Origin of the sequence: Salinigranum rubrum, from assembly GCF_002906575.1 — an archaeon.
GTDB lineage: Archaea > Halobacteriota > Halobacteria > Halobacteriales > Haloferacaceae > Salinigranum > Salinigranum rubrum.
Genome location: NZ_CP026309.1, coordinates 533,949 through 554,003, shown reverse-complemented (window position 1 = coordinate 554,003; position 20,055 = coordinate 533,949). Strand labels below are relative to the sequence as shown.

The following is a 20,055-nucleotide window of genomic DNA, read 5'->3' as shown; positions in this document are numbered from 1 at the left end:
GGCTCCGTCGCGTCTCGAACCGAGACACGGCTCCGACGACGGCCGCGTGTACGTGCCTTCTTAACCGACGACGACTTGCACACCGATATGGCACTGGAGACACGGCTCGTGAGCCCACGGCGGGTCGGCCCGCCGTTCGCGGTCGGGGTGTTAGCCGTGCTCGGAACCATCCCGTTCGTCACGGCGCTGGAGCCGCTGGCGGACGTCCCGCGGTGGCTGGCGCTGGTCGTCATCATCGTCAGCGGCGTCGGGGGCGTCGGCCTCGCGGCGTTCGTCGGTGCCGCGCTCGCCCCGGACGTGGGGCTGCGGACCCTCGCTCCCGACCGTCTCCCCGGCGACGGCGTCCGCGCCTACCGGCTCCCGGCGCTGGTCGGCGTGGGGGTGACGCTCCTCACGCTCGGCCTCCACGGTGTCGTGGCCGCGGCGGGTGGTGACCCGGCCCTCCTCGACCGGTGGGTCGACGGCGGGGCGCTCGCCGTCCTCGCGAGCGTCGCGGGCGGCGTCGTCACCGAACTCGTCCTCCGGTTCGGCGTCATGACGTTCGTCGTCTGGGTCGCGTGGACGACGCGCCCGGCCACCGACGGCGGGGTGACGCGGACGAGCGTGTGGGCGGGCATCCTCGCGGCGGCGACACTGGGCGGCGCCGCGGCGGTTCCTGCCGCGGCAGTCGGCGGTGTCGACCTCCTCGCAATCGGGGCCGCTGCCGTCGGCCCGTTCGTCGGCGGCGTCGTGTTCGGCTCCCTCTACTGGCGGTACGACCTCGCCGCGGCCGTCGTGGCCCACGCCGTCGCGAGTCTGGTCCGGGCACTCCTGGCCGCGGCGTTGTTCTGAGGCCAGTGAGCAGCGGGGACTGGCGAAGGAACGAGAGGGGGGACGGAGCTTATACGCGCGCGTCTCGAATCCGGGGGTATGAGCCTCTCTCTGGACGCGACACAGCTGGACAGATACTCGCGGCACATCATCATGGACGAGGTCGGACCGGAGGGACAGAAGCGCCTGCTCGACGGGAGCGCCCTCGTCGTCGGTGCCGGTGGGCTGGGCTCGCCGGTCATCCAGTACCTCGCCGCGGCCGGCGTCGGCCGCCTCGGCGTCGTCGACGACGACGTGGTCGAGCGGTCGAACCTCCAGCGGCAGGTCATCCACGCCGACGCCGACGTCGGCGTCCCGAAGACCGAGAGCGCGCGGTCGTTCGTCGAGCGGCTCAACCCCGACGTCGAGGTGGAGACGTACGAGACCCGGCTCGACCGGTCCGGGGTGGACGTCGTCGACGACTACGCGGTCGTCGTCGACGCCTCGGACAACTTCCCGACGCGCTACCTCCTGAACGACTACTGCCAGCTCACAGACACGCCGCTGGCACACGGCGCCATCTACAAGTTCGAGGGACAGGTGACGACCATCCACCCCGGTGGCCCGTGCTACCGGTGTCTGTTCCCCGAAGCGCCCGAACCGGGAACGGTCCCCGACTGCGCGACGACCGGAGTGCTGGGGGTACTCCCCGGCACGGTCGGGTGTATCCAGGCGACCGAGGCGGTGAAGCTCCTTTTGGACGCCGGTGAGACGCTGGCGGGGAGGCTCCTCTTCTACGACGCGATGGACATGACGTTCGAGACCGTCCCCTACCGGCAGAACCCCGACTGTCCCGTCTGCGGCGACGACCCGATCGAGAGCGTGGCGAACGTCGAGTACAGCGGCGGCTGTACGGTGAGTCACTGATACGCGCGAGCAGCCCCGGCGAGTCCCCGTGGACGGGACAGAATCGGACGCCGAGAGCGGGTGAACGACTGAGCGAGCGGGTGTGAGTCGTGCAGCGCCGTGGGAGTGGCGGAGGCGACAGCGGTCCCGCGAGACACGGGCGCGGTGAGGCCACGTCCGCTGTCTGCCCCGAGGAGAGGAGTCGAGAACGTCGACGAACCGGTCGGAACGGAGCAGCGGACGAACCCAGAAGAAGCCGTGTCAGCGGTCGAAGTCGAACCCGGACTGCTCGGGGCGACCACCGTCGGAGCGCGCCATTTGGGCGTCCTCGGAGACGTCCATCGTCGAGTCGGTTCGGCCGCAGAGTTCGTCGACCTGCGCCTGGAGGTCGTCGATAGCGACGGACTGGTGGCTCGTCGCGTCGGTGATGTCGTTGCTGGCGTCCTCCGTCTCGTGGGCGCGCTCGCGGATCGTCTGGATGGTCGTCGTCACCTCCTCGATGTTCGTCGCCTGGCCGTCGGTCGCGCGGGCGACCTCCTGAACGCCGTTCGCCGCGGCGTCGGCGGCCTCGGCGATGTCCTCGAGCGAGTCGAGAACGTCCTCGATCTCCCCGGAGGCGACCTCGACCTGTTCGTGGGAGGCCTCGCTCGCCTCGACCGTCTTGTCGGCCTGCGACTGGAGCTTCTCGATGCTCGTCGCGATCTCCTCGGTGTGTTCGTGCGTCTGATTCGCCAACTGTTTGACCTCGTCGGCGACGACGGAGAAGCCGTCACCGGCCTCGCCCGCCCGCGCGGCCTCGATGTTGGCGTTCAGCGCGAGGAGGTTGGTCCGGTCCGCGACCTCGGCGATGACCTCGACGACCTCCTCGATGGCGCCCATCCGCTTTTGCAGTTCGGTGACGCTCGCGAGGAGTTCGTCGGAGATGCCGATGACGTTGTCGGTGGCCGCCCGGACGCTCTCGCCGGCGTGCTGTCCGTCCTCTGCCGCCGTCTGAACCTGCTCGGCCGCCGAGGCGACCTCGTCGGAGGTGGCGGCGATCTCCTCCATCGACGCCGAGAGGTCCTGCATCTCGTCGGCACCCTTCTCGAGGAGTTCGTTCTGGTCGTGGACCTGCGACTCGATTTCGCTCGCGGCGTCGGCCGCGCGGTGAATCGCGTCGCTCAGTGTGTGTGTCGTCCCGTCGACCTCGGCGGTGAGCGTCTCGAACCGCTCGGCCATCTCGTTGAACTCGTCGAGCACGACGAGCAGGTCGTCGGAGAGGACGCCCTTGTCGTCGACGAACGACGCACGGGCGTCGAGGTTTCCGTCGCCGACCGAGCGGATAGTCCGGCCGAGTTCGTCGACGAGCGCCTGCGTCTGCTGGCTCTTTTCGACCTCGTCGGTCCGGTCGTGGACCACCTCGACCACGCCGGTCAGTTCGTCCCCGTCGTAGATCGGCATCGCGTTGAAGCTGATGTGGCGGTCGACGCCGTGGCGGTCGGTCATGACGCTGGAGTCGGTGTACAGGCGCGTGTCCGCCTCCATCCGGTCGAGACCGAACTCGCGGTCGGCGTCCTCGGGGTGTTCGAGGACCTTGTCGGCGAGCGTCTGCGCGCGGCGACCGTCGGGGTAGAACGCCTCACTCACGTGGCTGATGCCGAGGGCGTCCTCGGCGGGAACGCCGGTGAGATCCTCGATTCCCGAGTTCCAGATGACGACGCGCCCCTCCGCGTCGAGTGCGAACAGGGGGGCCCCCACCCCGTCGAGTAGCTGGTCGAGTTCGAACTCGCGTGCGCTCGCGGCGAGCGTCCCCGTCTCGTTCAGTCGTATGCCGCCGTCCGCCTCGGCGTCGGGCTGGCGTTCCCCCAGAGACGCGAGCCAGCCTCGCAATGCGTCGAACATACAGTGGCTCACCGTCGAGAGTCTGATAAGTCCTCGCCACTGGTTTTCAAAATTGAGATTCGAATCCCGTGAGAACGGTTCGCCGAGGAGACGAGCGCGAGCACGCGAGTGCGATTATCGAGAGCGACGCTGGCTTCCGTTCCAACAGACATATACCGGAGAGCCGCTTGTGTTGTCGAGGTCACAGATGGATGTCAGAGAGGGACTCTCGTACGGCGACGTACTGGTCGTACCGAAGCGGTCGCCGGTCGACAGCCGGAGCGACGTCGACCTGACGACGAGCCTCACCCCGAACGTCGAACTGACCGCGCCGGTGCTGTCGGCGCCGATGGACACGGTCACCGAGACGGAAACGGCAGTCGCCCTCGACGCCGTCGGTGGACTCGGCGTCGTCCACCGCTTTTTGACCGTCGACGAGCAGGCCGACGCGGTGCGTCGGGCGAGCGACGCGGGCGCACAGGTCGGCGCGGCGGTCGGCATCGACGAGAACTACCGCGCCCGAGCGGCAGCGGTGGTCGACGCCGGTGTCGACGTGGTCGTCGTCGACGTCGCCCACGGACACATGGAGCGCTGTCTCGACGCCGTCGCCGAACTCGACGAGGCGTTCGACGTCGACCTCGTCGCCGGTAACGTCGTCACGGCCGCGGGCGTCGAGGACCTCGCCGCCGCGGGCGCGGACGCCGTGAAGGTCGGCGTCGGCCCGGGGTCACACTGCACCACGCGACAGGTGACGGGCGCGGGGATGCCCCAGTTGACAGCGGTCGACGACTGCGCCGAGGCCGCGGCCGACCTCGACGTCGGTATCGTCGCCGACGGCGGCATCCGCACCTCGGGCGACGCGGTGAAGGCGCTCGTGGCCGGGGCCGACGCCGTGATGCTGGGGAGCTTCTTCGCCGGCACCGACGAGGCACCCGGCGAGGTCGTCACGGCCGACGGCCAGCGGTTCAAACGGACGCGCGGCATGTCGACGACCGCCGCGAACGAGGCCCGCAGCGACAAGACGGACAACGGCCCGGGCGTCGACGAGGGCGTCGAGGGACTGACGCCGTACGCGGGGGCGCTCGAACCGAAGACGACCGAGTTCCTCTGGGGGTCCGTTCGGGGGTGTCGTACTGCGGCGGTCACACGCTGGCGGAGGCGCGCGCGAACGCCGAGTTCGTCCGCGTCTCCCCCAGTGCCGCCGAACGCGAGGGAGCACACGGCGTCCGCCTGACGTCCGGGGCCGCGAACCGAGGCCGCGAACACGACGGGGGTCACGGGTCGGCGGAGAACGCGCCGGTCGGCGCTGACGACGACACCGCCGGACGGACCAACGGCCGGCAGACACCCCCCCAGTAGCCGAAACCGGCGCGGCCAGCGGCGTCCGTTCGGAGACCGGGACGGAGCCCCCACACGTAATGTCTCTGCACCCATAGCCCGGCGCATGCAGTCGAGATTCGCGGGCGCGCTCGTCGACATGGACGGTACGCTGTACCGTGGTGACACACCCATCGAGGGAGCCAGAGAAGCCATCGACACGCTCCGTGAGGCCGGCGTCGCCGTCCAGTTTCTCACCAACAACCCGACGAAGTCGCCCGAGAACTACGTGAAGAAGTTGGCCGGGATGGGCATCGACGCCTCCCCCGCGGACATCGTCACCGCGGGCGTCGTCACCGCCGACTACCTTCGACGCGAACACCGAGAGGAGAACCTGTTCGTCGTCGGCGAACCCGACCTGAAGCAGGTGCTCTCGGAGGCGGGGCTCTCTCTCACCGACGACCCCGCGGCGACGGACGTGGTCGTCCTCTCGCTCGACACCGGCCTCGACCACGACCTCTTCACCCGGGTGCTCCGCGCCGTCACGCCCGGGACACCCATCGTCGCGACGAACCCCGACCGGACCAAGCCCGGCACGGACGGCATCCTCCCCAGCGCGGGGGTCGTCATCGGGGCCGTCGAGGGGATGACCGGCCGCGGACCCGACGTCGTCGCGGGCAAACCGAGCGAGGTGGCCGCCCGGTTCGCGCTCGACCGACTCGGCGTCCCGAGCGAGCGGTGTCTCCTCGTCGGCGACCGCCTCGACACGGACATCGAGATGGGTTCGAAGACGGGGATGACGACCGTCCTCGTCCGAACCGGCGTGACGGACGACGCGGCGCTCTCCGGGTCGGAGGTCGATCCGGACTACGTCCTCGACTCCATCGCCGACATCGAACGGGTACTCGACGACGCGAGCGGGTGAGTCGGGCGCGCGGACGGGCGCGCGAGCGACCCGACCATCGGTGGGTATTTACTCGAACGTGCTGGACGAGAACACATGACAGGGATCACCTACGAGGACTTCCTCGACCTCTCGTACGAGCCGTCGGACGCCGACCTCGTCTGTGAGTTCCACGTCGAGCCGGCGGCCGACATGGAGATAGAGGCCGCCGCCTCCCGAGTCGCGTCCGAGAGTTCGAACGGGACGTGGGCCGAACTCCAGGTCGAGGAATGCGTCGACCTGAGCGCGACGGCCTGCGACATCGACGGCTCCCGGGTGACCGTCGCCTACCCCGACGCGCTGTTCGAGCCGGGGAACATGCCGCAGGTGCTCTCTTGCATCGCGGGGAACATCATGGGGATGAAGGCAGTCGAGCGAATCCGGTTGCTCGACTGTCGGTGGCCCGAAGGGCTCGCCACCTCGTTCCCGGGGCCGCAGTTCGGGTCGCGCGTGCGGGACGAAATCTTCGACGCGGGCGACCGGCCCATCCTCGCGACGGTGCCGAAGCCGAAGGTCGGCCTGCCCACGAAGGAACACGTCCGCGTCGGCCGCGAGGCGTGGCTGGGCGGTATCGACCTGCTGAAGGACGACGAGAACCTCACCGACCAGTCGTTCAACCCCTACGAAGACCGCCTGACGGAGTCGCTGGCGGCGCGCGACGAGGCAGAAGAAGCGACGGGCGAGTCGAAGTCCTATCTGGTCAACGTCACGGGACCGACCCACGACATGCTCGAACGGGTCGACAGGGCGGCCGAGGAGGGCTGTGAGTACGTGATGGTCGACGTGGTGACGACGGGGTGGGGCGCGGTCCAGACGGTTCGGGACGCCTGCGAGAGCCACGGGGTCGCCATCCACGCCCACCGCGCGATGCACGCCGCGTTCGACCGAATCGAGACTCACGGGGTGTCGATGCGCGTCATCGCCCAGCTAGCACGGTTGTGCGGTGTCGACCAGATCCACACCGGTACCGCCGACTTAGGCAAACTGGCGAACGAGGACACCGTCGGCATCAACGAGTGGCTGTACTCCGACCTGTACGGGCTACGCGACGTGCTCCCCGTGGCCTCCGGCGGGTTGCATCCGGGGCTCGTCCCCGAACTCGTCTCCCGGGTGGGGACGAACGTCTGTATCCAGGCCGGCGGCGGCATCCACGGCCACCCCGGCGGGACTCACGACGGCGCGAAGGCGCTCCGGCAGGCGACGGACGCGACGGTCGCCGGGGTGTCGCTCGAAGAGTATGCGACGGACTACCCTGAACTCGCCGTCGCGATGGAGAAGTGGGGGACGGAGACGCCGCGATAAGCCCGTGTCGTCGCGACTGCCACTCCGTCGGTCGGGAGATCAGGCCGCTCAGCGGAGCCTCAGAAGCTCGTTCGCCCCCCTCTGGAACTCGAACGAAGTAGGCTCGATGGTTACGGAGCGCCCCTCGTCTCGGAACGTCTCGGCCACCGTCTCGACGACCGACGAGCGCGAGCCGTCGAGGTTGTGGAGGGGAAAGACGCGGAGTTCGCGGCCGACGCGGAGCAGTTCCCGAACCGAATCGACGTGAAACGTCGTCGACAGCCGGTCGTCGTACAGGAACAGGAAGTGCGCGGAGAGGACCACGTCGAACGCGTCGTCGGCGAACGGGAGGTGCGGAAGCGACGCCTCGACGTATCGCTCACCGTGGTGGGCGTAGTCGTGCAGGAACGCCGAGGCGGCCGCCTCGCGGTACGTCCGGAGGTCCGACACGTCGTCGTAAAATTCCCAGACGAACCGGTCTTCGACGCCGGCGAACGCCGCACTCGTCCGCGCGATGTCCCGAGCGGCCGTCCGGGCTAACGACGCGGGAGTGCGGTCGTACAGTCGGTCGACGCCGGTGACGTCCACCCCACGCGCACACGCCTCGGCGACGAACGAACACGTGCCCGACGGACAGTCCAGAACGGTCTGCCCGCGGAGCGACTTCGGATCCAGATTCAGCATCCGCCGGTACTCGGGGAGCGTCCGCCCGATGAACGCGAAGTCCTCGATTTCGTAGGAAGAATCAGAGACCATTTATATTCATTAATAACCAAAACGGTGCATCAATGAATATAGTTATTCATCGAGTCGATGGCGACCGAAGAGAGGCAGGCCGGCGAGTTCGCGCTCCACCCCGTGTCGCAAGTAGGCTCAGACGCCTTCGACCAGTCGTTCGAGGTGCTCGGGCGGGACGGCACCGCGGGCGGCGTAGCCGTCGTACGCGAACGTCGGGACGCCGGTGACGCCCACCTGCTGGGCCTCGGTGAACCGCTCGCGGACCTCCGCTCTCAACGCGTCGTCCGCGAGCGCCGACCGGACCTCGTCGCCGTCGACTCCCGCCTCCTCGGCGAGTTCGACGAGCACCTCGGTGTCGCCGATGTCTCTTCCCTCTCGCCACAGCGCCGCGAAGACCGACTCGTCGAAGTCGAGCCACGTCTCGTACGGGTAGTGTTCTTTCACGTAGTACGAGGCGACCTGTGCCGGGAGTGAATCGATATCGGTCGCCAGTTCGAGGTTCATCTCGACGTCGTACTTCTCCTGCAGTCGACGAACGTTCTGTTTCGCCTGTTCGTAGTACGCGTCGTCCTTCCCGTCGTCGACCGAGTGGTCGATGCTGCCGTCAGGGTTGCGCTTCCCACTCCGGAGGTCGAACGGGTGCCAGTCGATTTCCAACTCGTCCTCGCGCGTATCCTGGTACCGACTGAGGGATTCGCGACCGAGATAGCAAAACGGACAGACGTAGTCCGAGTAGACGGTGATGGTCGGCGTCTCGGCGTCCGCGTCGGCGTCGACGTCAGTGCTCATACACGGCTGTGAGGGACGCACCCGCAAGAGCGTTGTCCGTTCGGACGGCGGGCGCACAGCAGCCCCGAGCCACGGGCCGTTCCGACCAGAACCGAGAGACTACAGTCGGTTGAGGGGAAATGCGCGAGGCGGTGTGTTTATTCCATCCGCCAAGAATCGGGCACACGTCCCCGATGAGCGTCACCCGGTCGAGTTCAAAACTGTTCGTCGTCAACGTGGCGAACGCGGGTATCGGCTTCCTCGCCGTCACCGTGTTCGCCCGCGAACTCGGCCCGGCGGGCATCGGCGCGTTCTTCCTCTTCCAGGCGCTCTTTCGCGTGCTCGAGTCCGGCATCGACCTCGGACTGAACACCGCCATCGAGAAACGGCTCAGCGAGGGAGCGTCCCGGGAGACGATACTCGGCAGCGGTATCGTCCTGAAGTTCGCCGGCTTCCTGGGCGTCGTGGCGCTCCTCCTCGCGTTCCGCGGGCCCGTGAACAGCTACGTGGGCGAACCCGTCGCGGGCCTGTTGATACTCACCGTCGGGGCCTCACAGCTGGCGACCATCGCGACGACCACCCTGCGCGGGGAGCTTCGCGTCGGCGAGACGGCCGTGTTGTTCCTCGCGAACCAGGTCGTCTACGCCCTGCTCGGCGCGGTCTTCGTCCTCGGCTTCGGGATGGGACCGATCGGCCTCATCTACGGCGTCATCGTCGGGAGTGTCGTCTCGTTCCTCTGGGGAATCGCCAAACTCGACACCCGACCGGCGCGGCCGTCGATGGCGTCGGTTCGCTCGCTGCTGTCGTACACGAAGTACAACATCATCCCGGCGCTCGGCGTTCAGGTACACAGCTGGACGGACGTCCTCATCATCGGGCTCATCCTCACACAGGCCGACGTCGGCGCCTACGAGGTCGCCTGGCGGGTCGCGGCCATCACCCTCCTGTTTCCGAACGCGCTCGGCGTCTCGCTCCTCCCACAGGCGAGCGCGTTCAGCACCAGCGGGAACCGCGAGCGCGTCGGTCGGCTCATCAGCAACGCCCTCCTGCCGTCGGTCGCGCTCGTCATCCCGGCCGTGTTCGGGACGCTCGTCTTCGCAAGGGAGATTCTCGGTCTCCTGTTCGGTCCGGAGTACGCCGCGGCGAGCCTCGTTCTGGTCGTTCTCATCGCGGGGAAGGTCCCCGAGGCAGTCCAGACCGTCGTCGGGCGCGTCCTCCTCGGCATCGACCGCCCGGACCTCGTCGCCCGCGCGACGGTCGTCTCGACGGTCCTCAACATCGTGCTCAACGTGGCACTCATCCCTCGCTACGGTCTCATCGGGGCCGCGGTGGCGACGACGTTCGCCTTCACCGTCGGGATGGTCCAGCGGGCGTGGTACCTCCGGACCGAGATTGCCTACCGACTCCCCGTCGGGAACGTCCTGCGCGTGACTGCCGTCTCCGCCGTCATGGGCGGCGTCCTCGTCGGCGTCCAGTCGGTCGTCACCGTTTCCGACGTTCCGGGCCTCGTCGGCGTCGTTCTCGTCGGGGTGGTGACGTTCGTCGCGGGCATCCTCGCCGTGCCGACCCTCCGGGCGCTGGCGCTCGACTACGTCCGGACGTACCGACGCGGCTGAACGCGTCCGCGGTCACACCGACGCGGACCGTGGACGAGAGCAGCGGTCGACCCACAGTGTTTTACCAGCCGAGCGCCGGAGGTATCCACAATGCCGCAAGGGATCGTCGGCGAGTTTCTCTCGCTGAAGGAGGAGACGGACGCGGACCTGTTGGCGATGCAGTGCGGCGACTTCTACGAGTTCTTCGCCGACGACGCCGAGACCGTGGGTCGGGAACTGGATCTGAAGGTCTCACAGAAGTCCTCTCACGGGTCGTCGTATCCGATGGCCGGCGTCCCGCTCGACGACCTCACGCCCTACCTGAAGGCGCTCGTCGAGCGCGGGTACCGGGTCGCCGTCGCGGAGCAGTACGAGACCGACGGCGGTCACGCCCGCGAGGTGACGCGCGTCGTCACGCCCGGGACCCTGCTGGAAACCTCTCGGGAGGACGCCCAGTACCTCGCGAGCGTCGTCCGCGAGGGCGACCGCTACGGGCTGGCGTTCGCGGACGTCACGACCGGCCAGTTCCTCGTGACGAGCGTCGAGGGTGCCGACGCGGCGGGGTCGGAGCTGTACCGCTTCGACCCCGTCGAACTCCTCCCCGGACCCGAGGTCAGAAGCGACGACGCGTTCCTCCGGCGCGTCCGCGACCAGGGAGTGAAGCTCACCACGTTCGAGACGGAGGCGTTCGCCCCCGGGCGGGCGCGACACGCCCTCCGCGAACAGTTCGGCGACGCCGCCGAGAGCGTCGGTCTCGGCGAGGGGGTGACCGTGAGGGCCGCCGGGGCCGTGCTCGCGTACGTCACCGAGACGAACGCGGGCGTGACGGCGTCGATGACGCGCCTTCGAACCTACGAACCGACCGACCACCTGACGCTCGACGCGACGACGCAGCGGAACCTCGAACTCACGGAGACGATGCACGGCGACCGCTCGGGGTCGCTCGTCGACGCCATCGACCACACCGTGACGAGCGCCGGGGGTCGCCTCCTGCGAGAGTGGGTGACGCGCCCGCGGCGGGACAGAGACGAAATCGAGCGACGGCTGGACTGCGTCGAGGCGCTCGCCACCCACGCGCTGGCCCGCGAGCGTCTCAGAGACACGCTCGACGGCGCCTACGACCTCGAACGGCTGGCCTCCCGTGCCGCGGGCGGGCGAGCCGACGCGTCGGACCTCCTCTCGATCCGCGACACGCTCGCGTTGCTCCCCTCGCTCGCGGAGGCCATCGAGGAGTCGGCGCTCGCGAACTCCCCGCTCGCCGAGGTCGTCGGGCGTCCCGACCGCGAGGCCGCCCGCGACCTCCACGGCGAGTTGGACGCGGCGCTCGCCGACGACCCGCCGAAGACGGTGACGCAGGGTGAACTCCTCCGGAAGGGGTACGACGACGAACTGGACGAACTCATCGAGCGGCACGCCGAGATCCGAGAGTGGCTCGACTCGCTCGCCGCCCGGGAGAAACGCGAACACGGCCTCAGTCACGTCACCGTCGACCGGAACCGCACCGACGGGTACTACATCCAGGTCGGGAAGTCGGTGGCCGACCAGGTGCCGGAGCACTACCGGGAGATCAAGACGCTGAAGAACTCGAAGCGGTTCGTCACCGACGAGCTAGAGGAGAGAGAGCGGGAGGTCCTCCGAATCGAGGAGGCTCGCGCCGACCTGGAGTACGAACTGTTCTGCGAGCTTCGAACCCGCATCGGGGAGCGCGCCGAGTTGCTGCAGGACGTCGGGCGCGTGCTGGCGGAGGTGGACGCGCTCGTCTCGCTGGCGACTCACGCCGCCGGACAGGACTGGACGCGACCGACCCTCACCGAGCCTGGGCCCATCGAAATCGAGGCGGGACGACACCCGGTCGTCGAGCAGACGACGGAGTTCGTCCCGAACGACCTCTACATGGGCGGAGGGGTCGCCGCCAGCCGAGAGCGGGCGGGCGGGCACGCGAACGAGGAACGGGACTTCCTCATCGTCACCGGCCCGAACATGTCGGGCAAGTCGACGTACATGCGGCAGGCGGCGCTCATCACGCTGCTCGCACAGGTCGGGAGTTTCGTTCCGGCCCGGTCGGCACGGGTCGGCGTCGTCGACGGCATCTTCACCAGAGTGGGCGCGCTCGACGAACTCGCGCAGGGCCGGTCGACGTTCATGGTGGAGATGCAGGAGCTCTCGAACATCCTACACTCCGCGACCGACGAGTCGCTCGTCATCCTCGACGAGGTGGGGAGGGGGACGGCGACGTACGACGGTATCTCCATCGCCTGGGCCGCCACCGAGTACCTCCACAACGAGATCAGGTGTAAAACGCTGTTCGCGACCCACTACCACGAACTCACTTCTCTAGCTGAGCACCTCCCGCGGGTGGCGAACGTCCACGTCGCCGCCGAGGAGCGCGACGGCGACGTGACGTTCCTCCGAACCGTCGAGGAGGGTGCGACCGACCGCTCGTACGGGATTCACGTCGCCGACCTCGCCGGTGTCCCGCAGCCAGTGGTCGCCAGAGCGTCGGAGGTACTCGACCGTCTCCGCGAGGAGAAAGCCATCGAGGCGAAGGGCGGGTCGAGTGGAGCGCCGGTCCAGGCGGTGTTCGACCTCGGGAGCGGCCAGTTCGCCGCCGAAGGCGGGTCGGGGAGGACGACGGAGACGACAGAGGCGACGGCGACGGAGGAAGCCGCCAGCGACGGCGGGGGGCTCGACCCCGAACTCGAGGCCGTGCTCGACGAGTTGCGCGGAACGGACGTGAACGACACGTCACCGCTGGAACTCATGGGGAGAGTACAGGAGTGGCAGCGGCGGCTCGACACCGAGTGAGGTCCGACGCCTGCCGCCACTCGATACCCGGTGGCTGCGACGTCCGGGTCGTCGTCCCTACGTGGGTGACGGTTGCCCCCGGTCGGACCGGTCGGGGTCCCCCCGTCCGTCGAGCGGGTCCTCCAGTTCTCCCATCACCGCCTCGAAGGCGTCGGTCGCCGTGAGGAGTCCGACGACCTCCCCCTCCGAGAGAACCACCGCCAGTTCCTGCCGTTCGGCCTGGAACCGGTCGATAGCGTCGCTGATCGTCGTGTCCGCCGAAACCGTCATCGGCGGCGCCGCGAGTTCTTCGAACGTCACCGTCCCGGCTTTCAGGTCCTCGGTCCGGTCGACGACGCTCGGGATGTAGACGATTCCTTCGACCTCCTCGACGCTCGAACCGATGAGCGGGTAGCGAGTGTGCGGCGTCTGTGAGATCCGTCGGAGGTTCTCTTCGACCGACGACTCGGTCGAGAGGAAGACGATGTCCCGCTCGTCGACCATCACCTCTCTGACTTCGGTGGTGCCGGCTTCGAGCGCGCCCACCACCTCGTCGTGCCGTTCGTCGGATATCTCCCCCCGCTCCAGCAGAGAGCTCAGTCGATTGCGGAGTTGCGCTCGGGACTCGATGGCGTCCTCCTCGGCTTCGAGCCACGCCCCGGTCATCTCGACGCCGAACAGTCGGAGCGTCCACTTCGCCACCCAGTCACCGAGCGTGATCAGCGGCGAGATGACGACGTAGAACCAGTGAAGCGGTGCCGCGCCGTACCGACACACCATCCGCGAACGCTCGACGCCCAGATAGGTCGGGGTCTGCTCGCCGTGGGTGAGGTGGACGAGATTGATGATCAGATACGCGATGAGGGCACCGGCACCGACCGTCGCGAGCGTCGTTCCGGCGAAGAAAGGCTCGAAGAGCGCCGCCAGCGCCGGTTCGGCGACGATACCCACCGCGATACTCGACGCGGTGATACCGACCTGACAGGTCGTGAGGTAGAGCTCTAGCTCCTGTGTCATCTTCCACGCGCGTTCGAGTTTGGGGTTGCCGTCCACGAACTCGTCCTCGGTGAACTGCCGGGCGCGCGTCAACGCGAACTCGATGGCGACGAAGAAGCCGTTCGTCAGAATGAGCGCGAGGCCGGCGACGAGACGCAGACTAATCTCTACTGGGTTCATCGATTATCGGTACCCATGCGTTCCCGCTCGACGCGTTATAATGCTGTGGTTGTTTTTGCAAGTATATACCCTGTTGCGAATCTGATTACGAAACCCGCCTCAGCTGAGAAACCGACAATATCACACCCAAAGTTAACCGTGGGCACGGCACGGTATGAGGTGTGCCGACTCTGGAACTGGACCATCTCGACAAACAGATACTGTACAGACTGCAGCAGGACGCGCGCCGCACGTCGTCGAACGACATCTCGGAGACGCTCGACGTGTCGGCGAGCACCGTTCGGAACCGAACCCGGCGGCTGGAGGCGAACGGGATACTACGTGGCTACCACGCGGACGTCGACTACGAAGCGGCGGGGTATCAGCTGTTCACGCTCATCGTCTGTACGGCCCCGATCCCCGAGCGTGAGAACCTCGCCGAGGCGGCCGCAGACGTCCCCGGTGTCGTGGAAGTACTGGAGGTGATGACCGGGGAAGGGAACGTCCTGGTTCAGGCGGTCGGGGCCGACGGCGACGACCTGAGCAGAATCGGTGAAGAGTTGGACGACCTGGGGCTTCGCGTCTCGGACGAGGACCTGATTCGGAACACACACCGCCGACCGTACGCTCGATTCGAGCGTGCCGACGGAGCGTAGCTGCGACGGCGGGAGACGTCGGCTCTCGAAGGCCGCGTCCCTCGCTGGGTCGTCACGTCGACAGTCGGCACGGCCCGGGTGCCCGTCGAGTCCCCTCGCCGTCGTGCTCGTCTTGTTCCAGAGGAACCCGTCTCCTCGGCGCGACGAGGTTGCTGGGACGGGTCGCTCGACGCCGGACGACCGACGCGTGGCGATTGCAGGCCCAACGTCTTTTTGAAGGGTGTTCGTAGAATTGTGTATGTCAAACAACAGTGCTGTCGACGCGCCGGCCAAGATCAGTCCGGAGACCGTCGCGGAGCGTCGGGAGGACCTGTTCGTCCTCGACGTTCGGAACGAGGACGAGTACGAGGAGTGGTCGATAGAGGGCAGTCACAACGTGCCCATCTACGACGAACTCCTGGATCATGAGTTCGCGGAACTGGACGACGCGACGGACGAACTGCCGATGGACGAGGAGTTCGCCGTCGTCTGTGTCGCCGGTATCACGTCGGCCCGGGCGGCGCAGTTCCTCCGCGACCGTGGCTACGAGGCGCGGACGGTGACGGACGGAATGGAGGGGTGGGGATCGGTTCACCGCCGGTTCGACGTCGACGGTGCCGACGGCGTCACACAGGTGATCCGACCGGGGACGGGGTGTGTCTCCTACCTGGTCCACGACCGAGGTGAGGCGGTCGCGGTCGACCCCAGCCTCTACGCCGACGAGTACGTCGACCTGGCCGACGACCTGGGCGTCGAAATCGTCGGGGCCATCGATACGCACGCCCACGCGGACCACGTGAGCGGCGCGCCGGTCCTCGCCGACCGACTCGACGTCCCCTACTACCTTCACGAGGCCGACAGCGGTGAACTGACCGAGTACACCCCGCTGTCCGACGGCGAGACGGTGTCCGTCGGCGGCCGCGAGGTCGAGGTGCTCCACACGCCCGGTCACACGCCGGGGAGCGTCGCGCTCCACGTGGGCACCGCGCTGCTGTCGGGTGACACGCTCTTCCACCGCAGCGTCGGTCGACCGGACCTCGAAGGAGACGACGAGGACGCCGTCCGCGACGCCGCGCGTGAACTCTACGAGAGCGTCCAGCGACTCCGCGAACTCCCCGACGACACGCTCGTCCTGCCCGGACACATGAGCGACGAGGAACTCCGACCGCTCGCGACGACCCTCTACGGCCTCGTGCGGAACACCGACGTCGTCGCCATCGACGACGAGAGCGACTTCGTCGACGCCATCGTCGACAGCCTCGGCTCGACCCCCTCGAACTACGAGGAGATCAAGGCGATCAACTGGGGCGAGGAACCGCTCACCGACGAGGCCGCGGAACTGGAACTCGGCCCGAACAACTGTTCGGCAAGTTGAACTGTTCGAGGACGAGAGTTCACGCGGACGGGTGGGGTAGGGCCTTCGGTCGGGGTGAGAGAGCCACGGGATTGATACGTGACTCGCCCGTCCCATCGGGCAATGAACGCGACTCGGTCCTCATCCCGGCTCCAGTTTCCGCCTCGGTCCCGGTCGGCGGCGCAGTCCCCACGGCCCCGGGAGGGTCGATGATGGGCAAGAACATGTGGGCGCGGGTCGTCCAGCGCGGCATCCTCACGCGGGCGCGGGACGGGGAGGAACACCGGGAGGCGCTCGTCCTCCGCAACCCCGACGGGACGTGGGAACTCCCCGGGGGGAAGGTCGAGTACAGCGAGACGGCGTTCGAGAGCCTCGAACGGGAGGTTCTCGAAGAGACGGGGCTCTCGATTACGACGGCCGATCCGGTCGAAACCGCGGTTCGGAAGCTGAAGCCGAAGAAGAAACGCGGCAAGTTCGCCGTCGTCTACCGGTGTGCGTTCGAGGGCGACGGAGTCGAACTCAGCGACGAACACGTCGCGTTCGCGTGGCGGGACTTCTCTGAAGTCGGGGCGACCACCCTCAAACAGGTCGACGAGTACCGGAGCCTCCGCCGGGTGCTCGCGGAGTCGGTCGACGAACCCCGGTGGGAGCGGACGGCCGTTCACGCGACTGGAACCGACAGGAGCAGCGAGTCGCTGACGAACGGAGAGGGCGCGAGAGGCGGAGACGGGGACGACGAGCGATGAGCGACGGGGGAGACGCTGGCGGGGATGAGCAAGCGCCCGACCACGACATCCGCGCGCTCGACGCGGGGACGGTCCAGCGCATCGCCGCCGGTGAGGTGGTCGAGCGACCCGCCTCGGTCGTGAAAGAACTCGTCGAGAACAGCCTCGACGCCGACGCCTCGCGCGTCTCGGTCGCCGTCGAGGGCGACGGGACGCGCGAGTTGCGGGTCAGAGACGACGGCGTCGGGATGACGGAGTCGGCGCTTCGAACCGCGGTCGAGGAGCACACCACCTCCAAGATACGAGACATCGACGACCTGGAGGCCGGCGTCGGCACGCTGGGGTTCCGCGGCGAGGCGCTCCACACCATCGGCGCCGTCTCGCGGATGACCATCCGTTCGAAGCCGCGCGGCGGCGCTCGGGGAACCGAACTCGTCTACGAGGGCGGCGCGGTCGAGTCGGTGAGCCCCGCCGGTTGTCCGGAGGGCACCGTCGTCGAGGTGCGCGACCTCTTCTTCAACACGCCCGCCCGGCGCAAGTTCCTGAAGACCGAGGCGACCGAGTTCGACCACATAAACACCGTCGTCACGCAGTACGCGCTCGCCAACCCCGACGTCGCGGTGTCGCTCGAACACGACGACCGCGAGGTGTTCGCCACCGAGGGTCGGGGGAGCCGCGAGGCGGCGGTGCTCTCGGTGTACGGGAGGGAAGTCGCCGAGTCGATGACGCGCGTCGACGGCGGGACCGACGGGGTGAGCGTCGAGGGCCTCGTCTCCGACCCCGAGACCACACGAAGCACGCGGGAGTACCTCTCGACGTTCGTCAACGGGCGGTACGTGACGAGCCCGGTCCTCAGAGAAGCGGTGTTGGACGCCTACGGCGGGCAGTTGGCCCCGGACCGCTACCCCTTCGCGGTGCTCTTCGTCGAGGTTCCACCCGAAACGGTCGACGTGAACGTCCACCCCCGGAAGATGGAGGTGCGGTTCGACGACGAACAGGGCGTACGGCGCGCCGTTCGCGAGGGCGTCGAGTCCGCGCTCATCGAATCGGGGTTGATCCGTTCGGCGGCGCCGCGCGGTCGGTCGAAGGCCGCAGAGACCGAGATCAGACCCGAGCCACCGGATTCGGAAGCCGTCGGGGAACCGGAACGCCGCGGCGGACGGACGGACGGCCGCCGCCCGGAACGGGCGTCACGGGCCGATTCGCGACCGGCGTCGACGGGAACTGAACGCGAGGAGTCGACGTCGGAGGGGACGTCGTCGACAGCCGACGAGGAGGAGTCGACATCGTCGACCGCAACCGACGCGACGCCACCGGAACCCGAAGCGGAAGCCGCTGGCGCCGACGGCGAACGGGAGGTCGAACCGGCCGACGACGGCGGCGACGCCGACGAGCAGTCGGGGACGGGAGCGTGGCACCGCCGGGAACCGGTGACAGACCCCCACGCGCCGGACGACGCGGAGGAAACAGCCGACGCAACCGACGAGAGGGAACAGACGGCTCTGTCCGCGTCGGCCCACTCGGCGGGGACGCCGGCGGGGGACGCGAGGGACGCAGCGGACGGCGTCGACAGCGACCGTGACAGCGACAGCGACGACGAGGCAACGGCGCAAGCAGCGTCGCCGTCGGCAGACGCACAGGCGGGGCCCGTCGTCGGGCCCGCGACACAGCGGACGCTCGCGGGAAGCGCGGTCGACCTCGACCGGACGTTCGACCGACTGCCGCGCCTTCGGGTCCTCGGTCAGCTACACGAGACGTACATCGTCGCCGCGAGCGAGGAGGGACTCGTGCTCGTCGACCAGCACGCGGCGGACGAGCGGGTGAACTACGAGCGGCTGAAAGCCGAGTTGGAAGGCGAGACGCCGACGCAGGCGCTGGCGACGCCGGTCGAACTCGAACTCACCGCGCGGGAGGCGGCGCTGTTCGACCGGTACCAGGAGGCGCTCGCGCGGGTCGGCTTCCACGCCGGACGCGTCGACGAGCGGGTCGTGGAGGTGCGGACGGTGCCGGCGGTCTTCGACGCGACGCTGGACCCCGACCGGCTTCGAGACGCCCTCACCGGGTTCGTGACCGACGAGGACGGCGGGGGGCGAGAGACGGTCGACGCGGCCGCCGAGGAACTCATCGCCGACCTCGCGTGCTATCCCTCCGTCACCGGCAACACCTCGCTCACCGAGGGGAGCGTCGTCGACCTCCTGGAGGCGCTCGACGCCTGCGACAACCCCTACGCCTGCCCGCACGGCCGGCCGACGATCATCAGAGTCGACCGCGACGAGATCGAAGACCGGTTCGAGCGGGACTACCCGGGACACGCGGGACGGCGGCGCGAGGAGTAGCGACGGCGCACGGGAGCCAGTATCAGCGGGGCGCGGTGTCGGCGTGAGACGCGGCGGGTAAGCGCGTCTGGCATCTGAACAGTTAAGCCCCCGAGTTCGCTAGAGCGCGTGTGGACACCCCCTTCGACGTTCTCCAGGTCGATCCGGACGCGAGCGACGAGGTGATCGACAGGGCGTATCGGCGACGAGTGCTGGAGACGCATCCCGACCAGGGCGGGTCCGCGGAGGAGTTTCAACGCGTCAGGCGGGCGTACGAACGGATCAAGTCGGGCGAGAAGCGCGCGATGCTCGAAGAGGGGTGGGAGTCGCCGACGCCCGACCCGGAGGCGGCCACGAACGGCGAGGCGAAGACGGAGAGCGCCGACACGGACGACGGCGACGAGGACAACGGCGATGACGAGCGCGACGAGCCCGAAGCGGGAGTGGACGGCAAGCGGGTCGAGTTCCTCAACTACGACGTGCTGTCGGACCACGGCTGGTCGCTCGACGACGACGACCTCTTCGAGAAGGCGTCGGAGGCCGACCTCGCGCCCGAGGACTACGGGCGCGTCCTGGTCAAGCCCCGGGAATCGCTGCTCGAAGCCGCAGAGGAACGCGGCTTCACGTGGCCGTACTCGTGTCGCGGCGGGGCCTGCGCGAACTGCGCCGTCGCGGTCGTCGAAGGCGAGATGGAGATGCCGGCGGGACAGATTCTCACGCCCGAATTCATCGACCAGGGTATCCGCCTGTCGTGTATCAGCGCGCCGACCACCGACGAGGCAAAGGTCGTCTTCAACGTCAAGCACCTGCCCGGCCTCGACGAACTTCGGCTCCCGCCGCGGCAGTTCGACGGGCCGCAGGCGAACGACTGAACGGGGGCGAACCGGAGC

At 68.3% G+C, this 20,055-nt stretch carries 14 protein-coding genes and 2 pseudogenes; 12 read left to right on the top strand and 4 right to left on the bottom strand.

Going from position 1 to position 20,055, the window contains the following annotated elements:
* Window positions 1–87: 87 nt before the first annotated feature.
* Both C2R22_RS02685 and ubaA read left to right on the top strand, forming a co-directional pair.
* Window positions 88–831 (top strand): CPBP family intramembrane metalloprotease, encoded by a 744-nt coding sequence (locus C2R22_RS02685; RefSeq protein WP_103424308.1) that lies wholly within the window; start codon window positions 88–90, stop codon window positions 829–831.
* Between the two features lie 78 nt (window positions 832–909).
* A complete protein-coding gene (gene ubaA, locus C2R22_RS02680; protein WP_103424306.1) occupies window positions 910–1,716 on the top strand; it encodes an SAMP-activating enzyme E1 in 807 nt (268 codons plus the stop codon).
* 240 nt (window positions 1,717–1,956) lie between these two features.
* Here the strand turns inward: ubaA and C2R22_RS02675 are convergent.
* Window positions 1,957–3,565: pseudogene (locus tag C2R22_RS02675) on the bottom strand (methyl-accepting chemotaxis protein).
* A gap of 198 nt (window positions 3,566–3,763) precedes the next feature.
* Here C2R22_RS02675 and C2R22_RS02670 point away from each other — a divergent pair.
* From C2R22_RS02670 to rbcL, 3 genes and pseudogenes are all read left to right on the top strand, one after another.
* A pseudogene (locus C2R22_RS02670) lies at window positions 3,764–4,914 on the top strand (guanosine monophosphate reductase).
* Between the two features lie 85 nt (window positions 4,915–4,999).
* Complete coding sequence (locus C2R22_RS02665) at window positions 5,000–5,797, top strand: HAD-IIA family hydrolase (RefSeq protein WP_103424302.1); 798 nt, start codon at window positions 5,000–5,002, stop codon at window positions 5,795–5,797.
* A gap of 75 nt (window positions 5,798–5,872) precedes the next feature.
* Window positions 5,873–7,117 carry a type III ribulose-bisphosphate carboxylase gene (gene rbcL, locus C2R22_RS02660; RefSeq protein WP_103424300.1) on the top strand — a complete coding sequence of 415 codons (1,245 nt, stop codon included), beginning with the start codon at window positions 5,873–5,875 and terminating at the stop codon, window positions 7,115–7,117.
* Between the two features lie 48 nt (window positions 7,118–7,165).
* Here rbcL and C2R22_RS02655 read toward each other — a convergent pair whose 3' ends face one another.
* Window positions 7,166–7,852, bottom strand: a complete 687-nt coding sequence (locus tag C2R22_RS02655) for a class I SAM-dependent methyltransferase (RefSeq protein WP_103424298.1) — start codon at window positions 7,850–7,852, stop codon at window positions 7,166–7,168.
* A gap of 117 nt (window positions 7,853–7,969) precedes the next feature.
* Window positions 7,970–8,623 (bottom strand): DsbA family oxidoreductase, encoded by a 654-nt coding sequence (locus C2R22_RS02650; RefSeq protein ID WP_103424296.1) that lies wholly within the window; start codon window positions 8,621–8,623, stop codon window positions 7,970–7,972.
* Between the two features lie 173 nt (window positions 8,624–8,796).
* On the opposite strand from C2R22_RS02650, the gene C2R22_RS02645 reads away from it, so the two are divergent.
* Together C2R22_RS02645 and mutS are read left to right on the top strand one after the other, a co-directional pair.
* Window positions 8,797–10,218 (top strand): flippase, encoded by a 1,422-nt coding sequence (locus tag C2R22_RS02645; protein ID WP_162562352.1) that lies wholly within the window; start codon window positions 8,797–8,799, stop codon window positions 10,216–10,218.
* A gap of 90 nt (window positions 10,219–10,308) precedes the next feature.
* The gene (gene mutS / locus C2R22_RS02640) at window positions 10,309–13,002 is read left to right on the top strand and encodes a DNA mismatch repair protein MutS (RefSeq protein WP_103424292.1); all 2,694 of its coding nucleotides are present in this window, start codon (window positions 10,309–10,311) and stop codon (window positions 13,000–13,002) included.
* Window positions 13,003–13,059: 57 nt separating this feature from the next.
* On the opposite strand, the gene C2R22_RS02635 is transcribed toward mutS, so the two are convergent.
* Complete coding sequence (locus C2R22_RS02635; protein ID WP_103424290.1) at window positions 13,060–14,157, bottom strand: hemolysin family protein; 1,098 nt, start codon at window positions 14,155–14,157, stop codon at window positions 13,060–13,062.
* A 161-nt stretch (window positions 14,158–14,318) separates the two neighbouring features.
* On the opposite strand from C2R22_RS02635, the gene C2R22_RS02630 reads away from it, so the two are divergent.
* The 5 genes from C2R22_RS02630 (at window position 14,319) to fer (ending at window position 20,037) form a co-directional block, all read left to right on the top strand.
* The gene (locus tag C2R22_RS02630; RefSeq protein ID WP_103424288.1) at window positions 14,319–14,792 is read left to right on the top strand and encodes an Lrp/AsnC family transcriptional regulator; all 474 of its coding nucleotides are present in this window, start codon (window positions 14,319–14,321) and stop codon (window positions 14,790–14,792) included.
* 238 nt (window positions 14,793–15,030) lie between these two features.
* The gene (locus C2R22_RS02625) at window positions 15,031–16,146 is read left to right on the top strand and encodes an MBL fold metallo-hydrolase (RefSeq protein WP_103424286.1); all 1,116 of its coding nucleotides are present in this window, start codon (window positions 15,031–15,033) and stop codon (window positions 16,144–16,146) included.
* A 188-nt stretch (window positions 16,147–16,334) separates the two neighbouring features.
* A complete protein-coding gene (locus C2R22_RS02620; protein WP_103424284.1) occupies window positions 16,335–16,871 on the top strand; it encodes an NUDIX domain-containing protein in 537 nt (178 codons plus the stop codon).
* Entirely contained in the window at window positions 16,868–19,186 is a 2,319-nt protein-coding gene (mutL, locus tag C2R22_RS02615) for a DNA mismatch repair endonuclease MutL (RefSeq protein WP_103424282.1), read from the top strand. The genes C2R22_RS02620 and mutL overlap by 4 nt, the downstream gene beginning before the upstream one ends.
* Window positions 19,187–19,296: 110 nt before the next feature.
* On the top strand, window positions 19,297–20,037 hold the full coding sequence (gene fer / locus C2R22_RS26825; RefSeq protein ID WP_103424280.1) for a ferredoxin Fer: 741 nt from the start codon (window positions 19,297–19,299) through the stop codon (window positions 20,035–20,037).
* Window positions 20,038–20,055 lie beyond the last annotated feature (18 nt).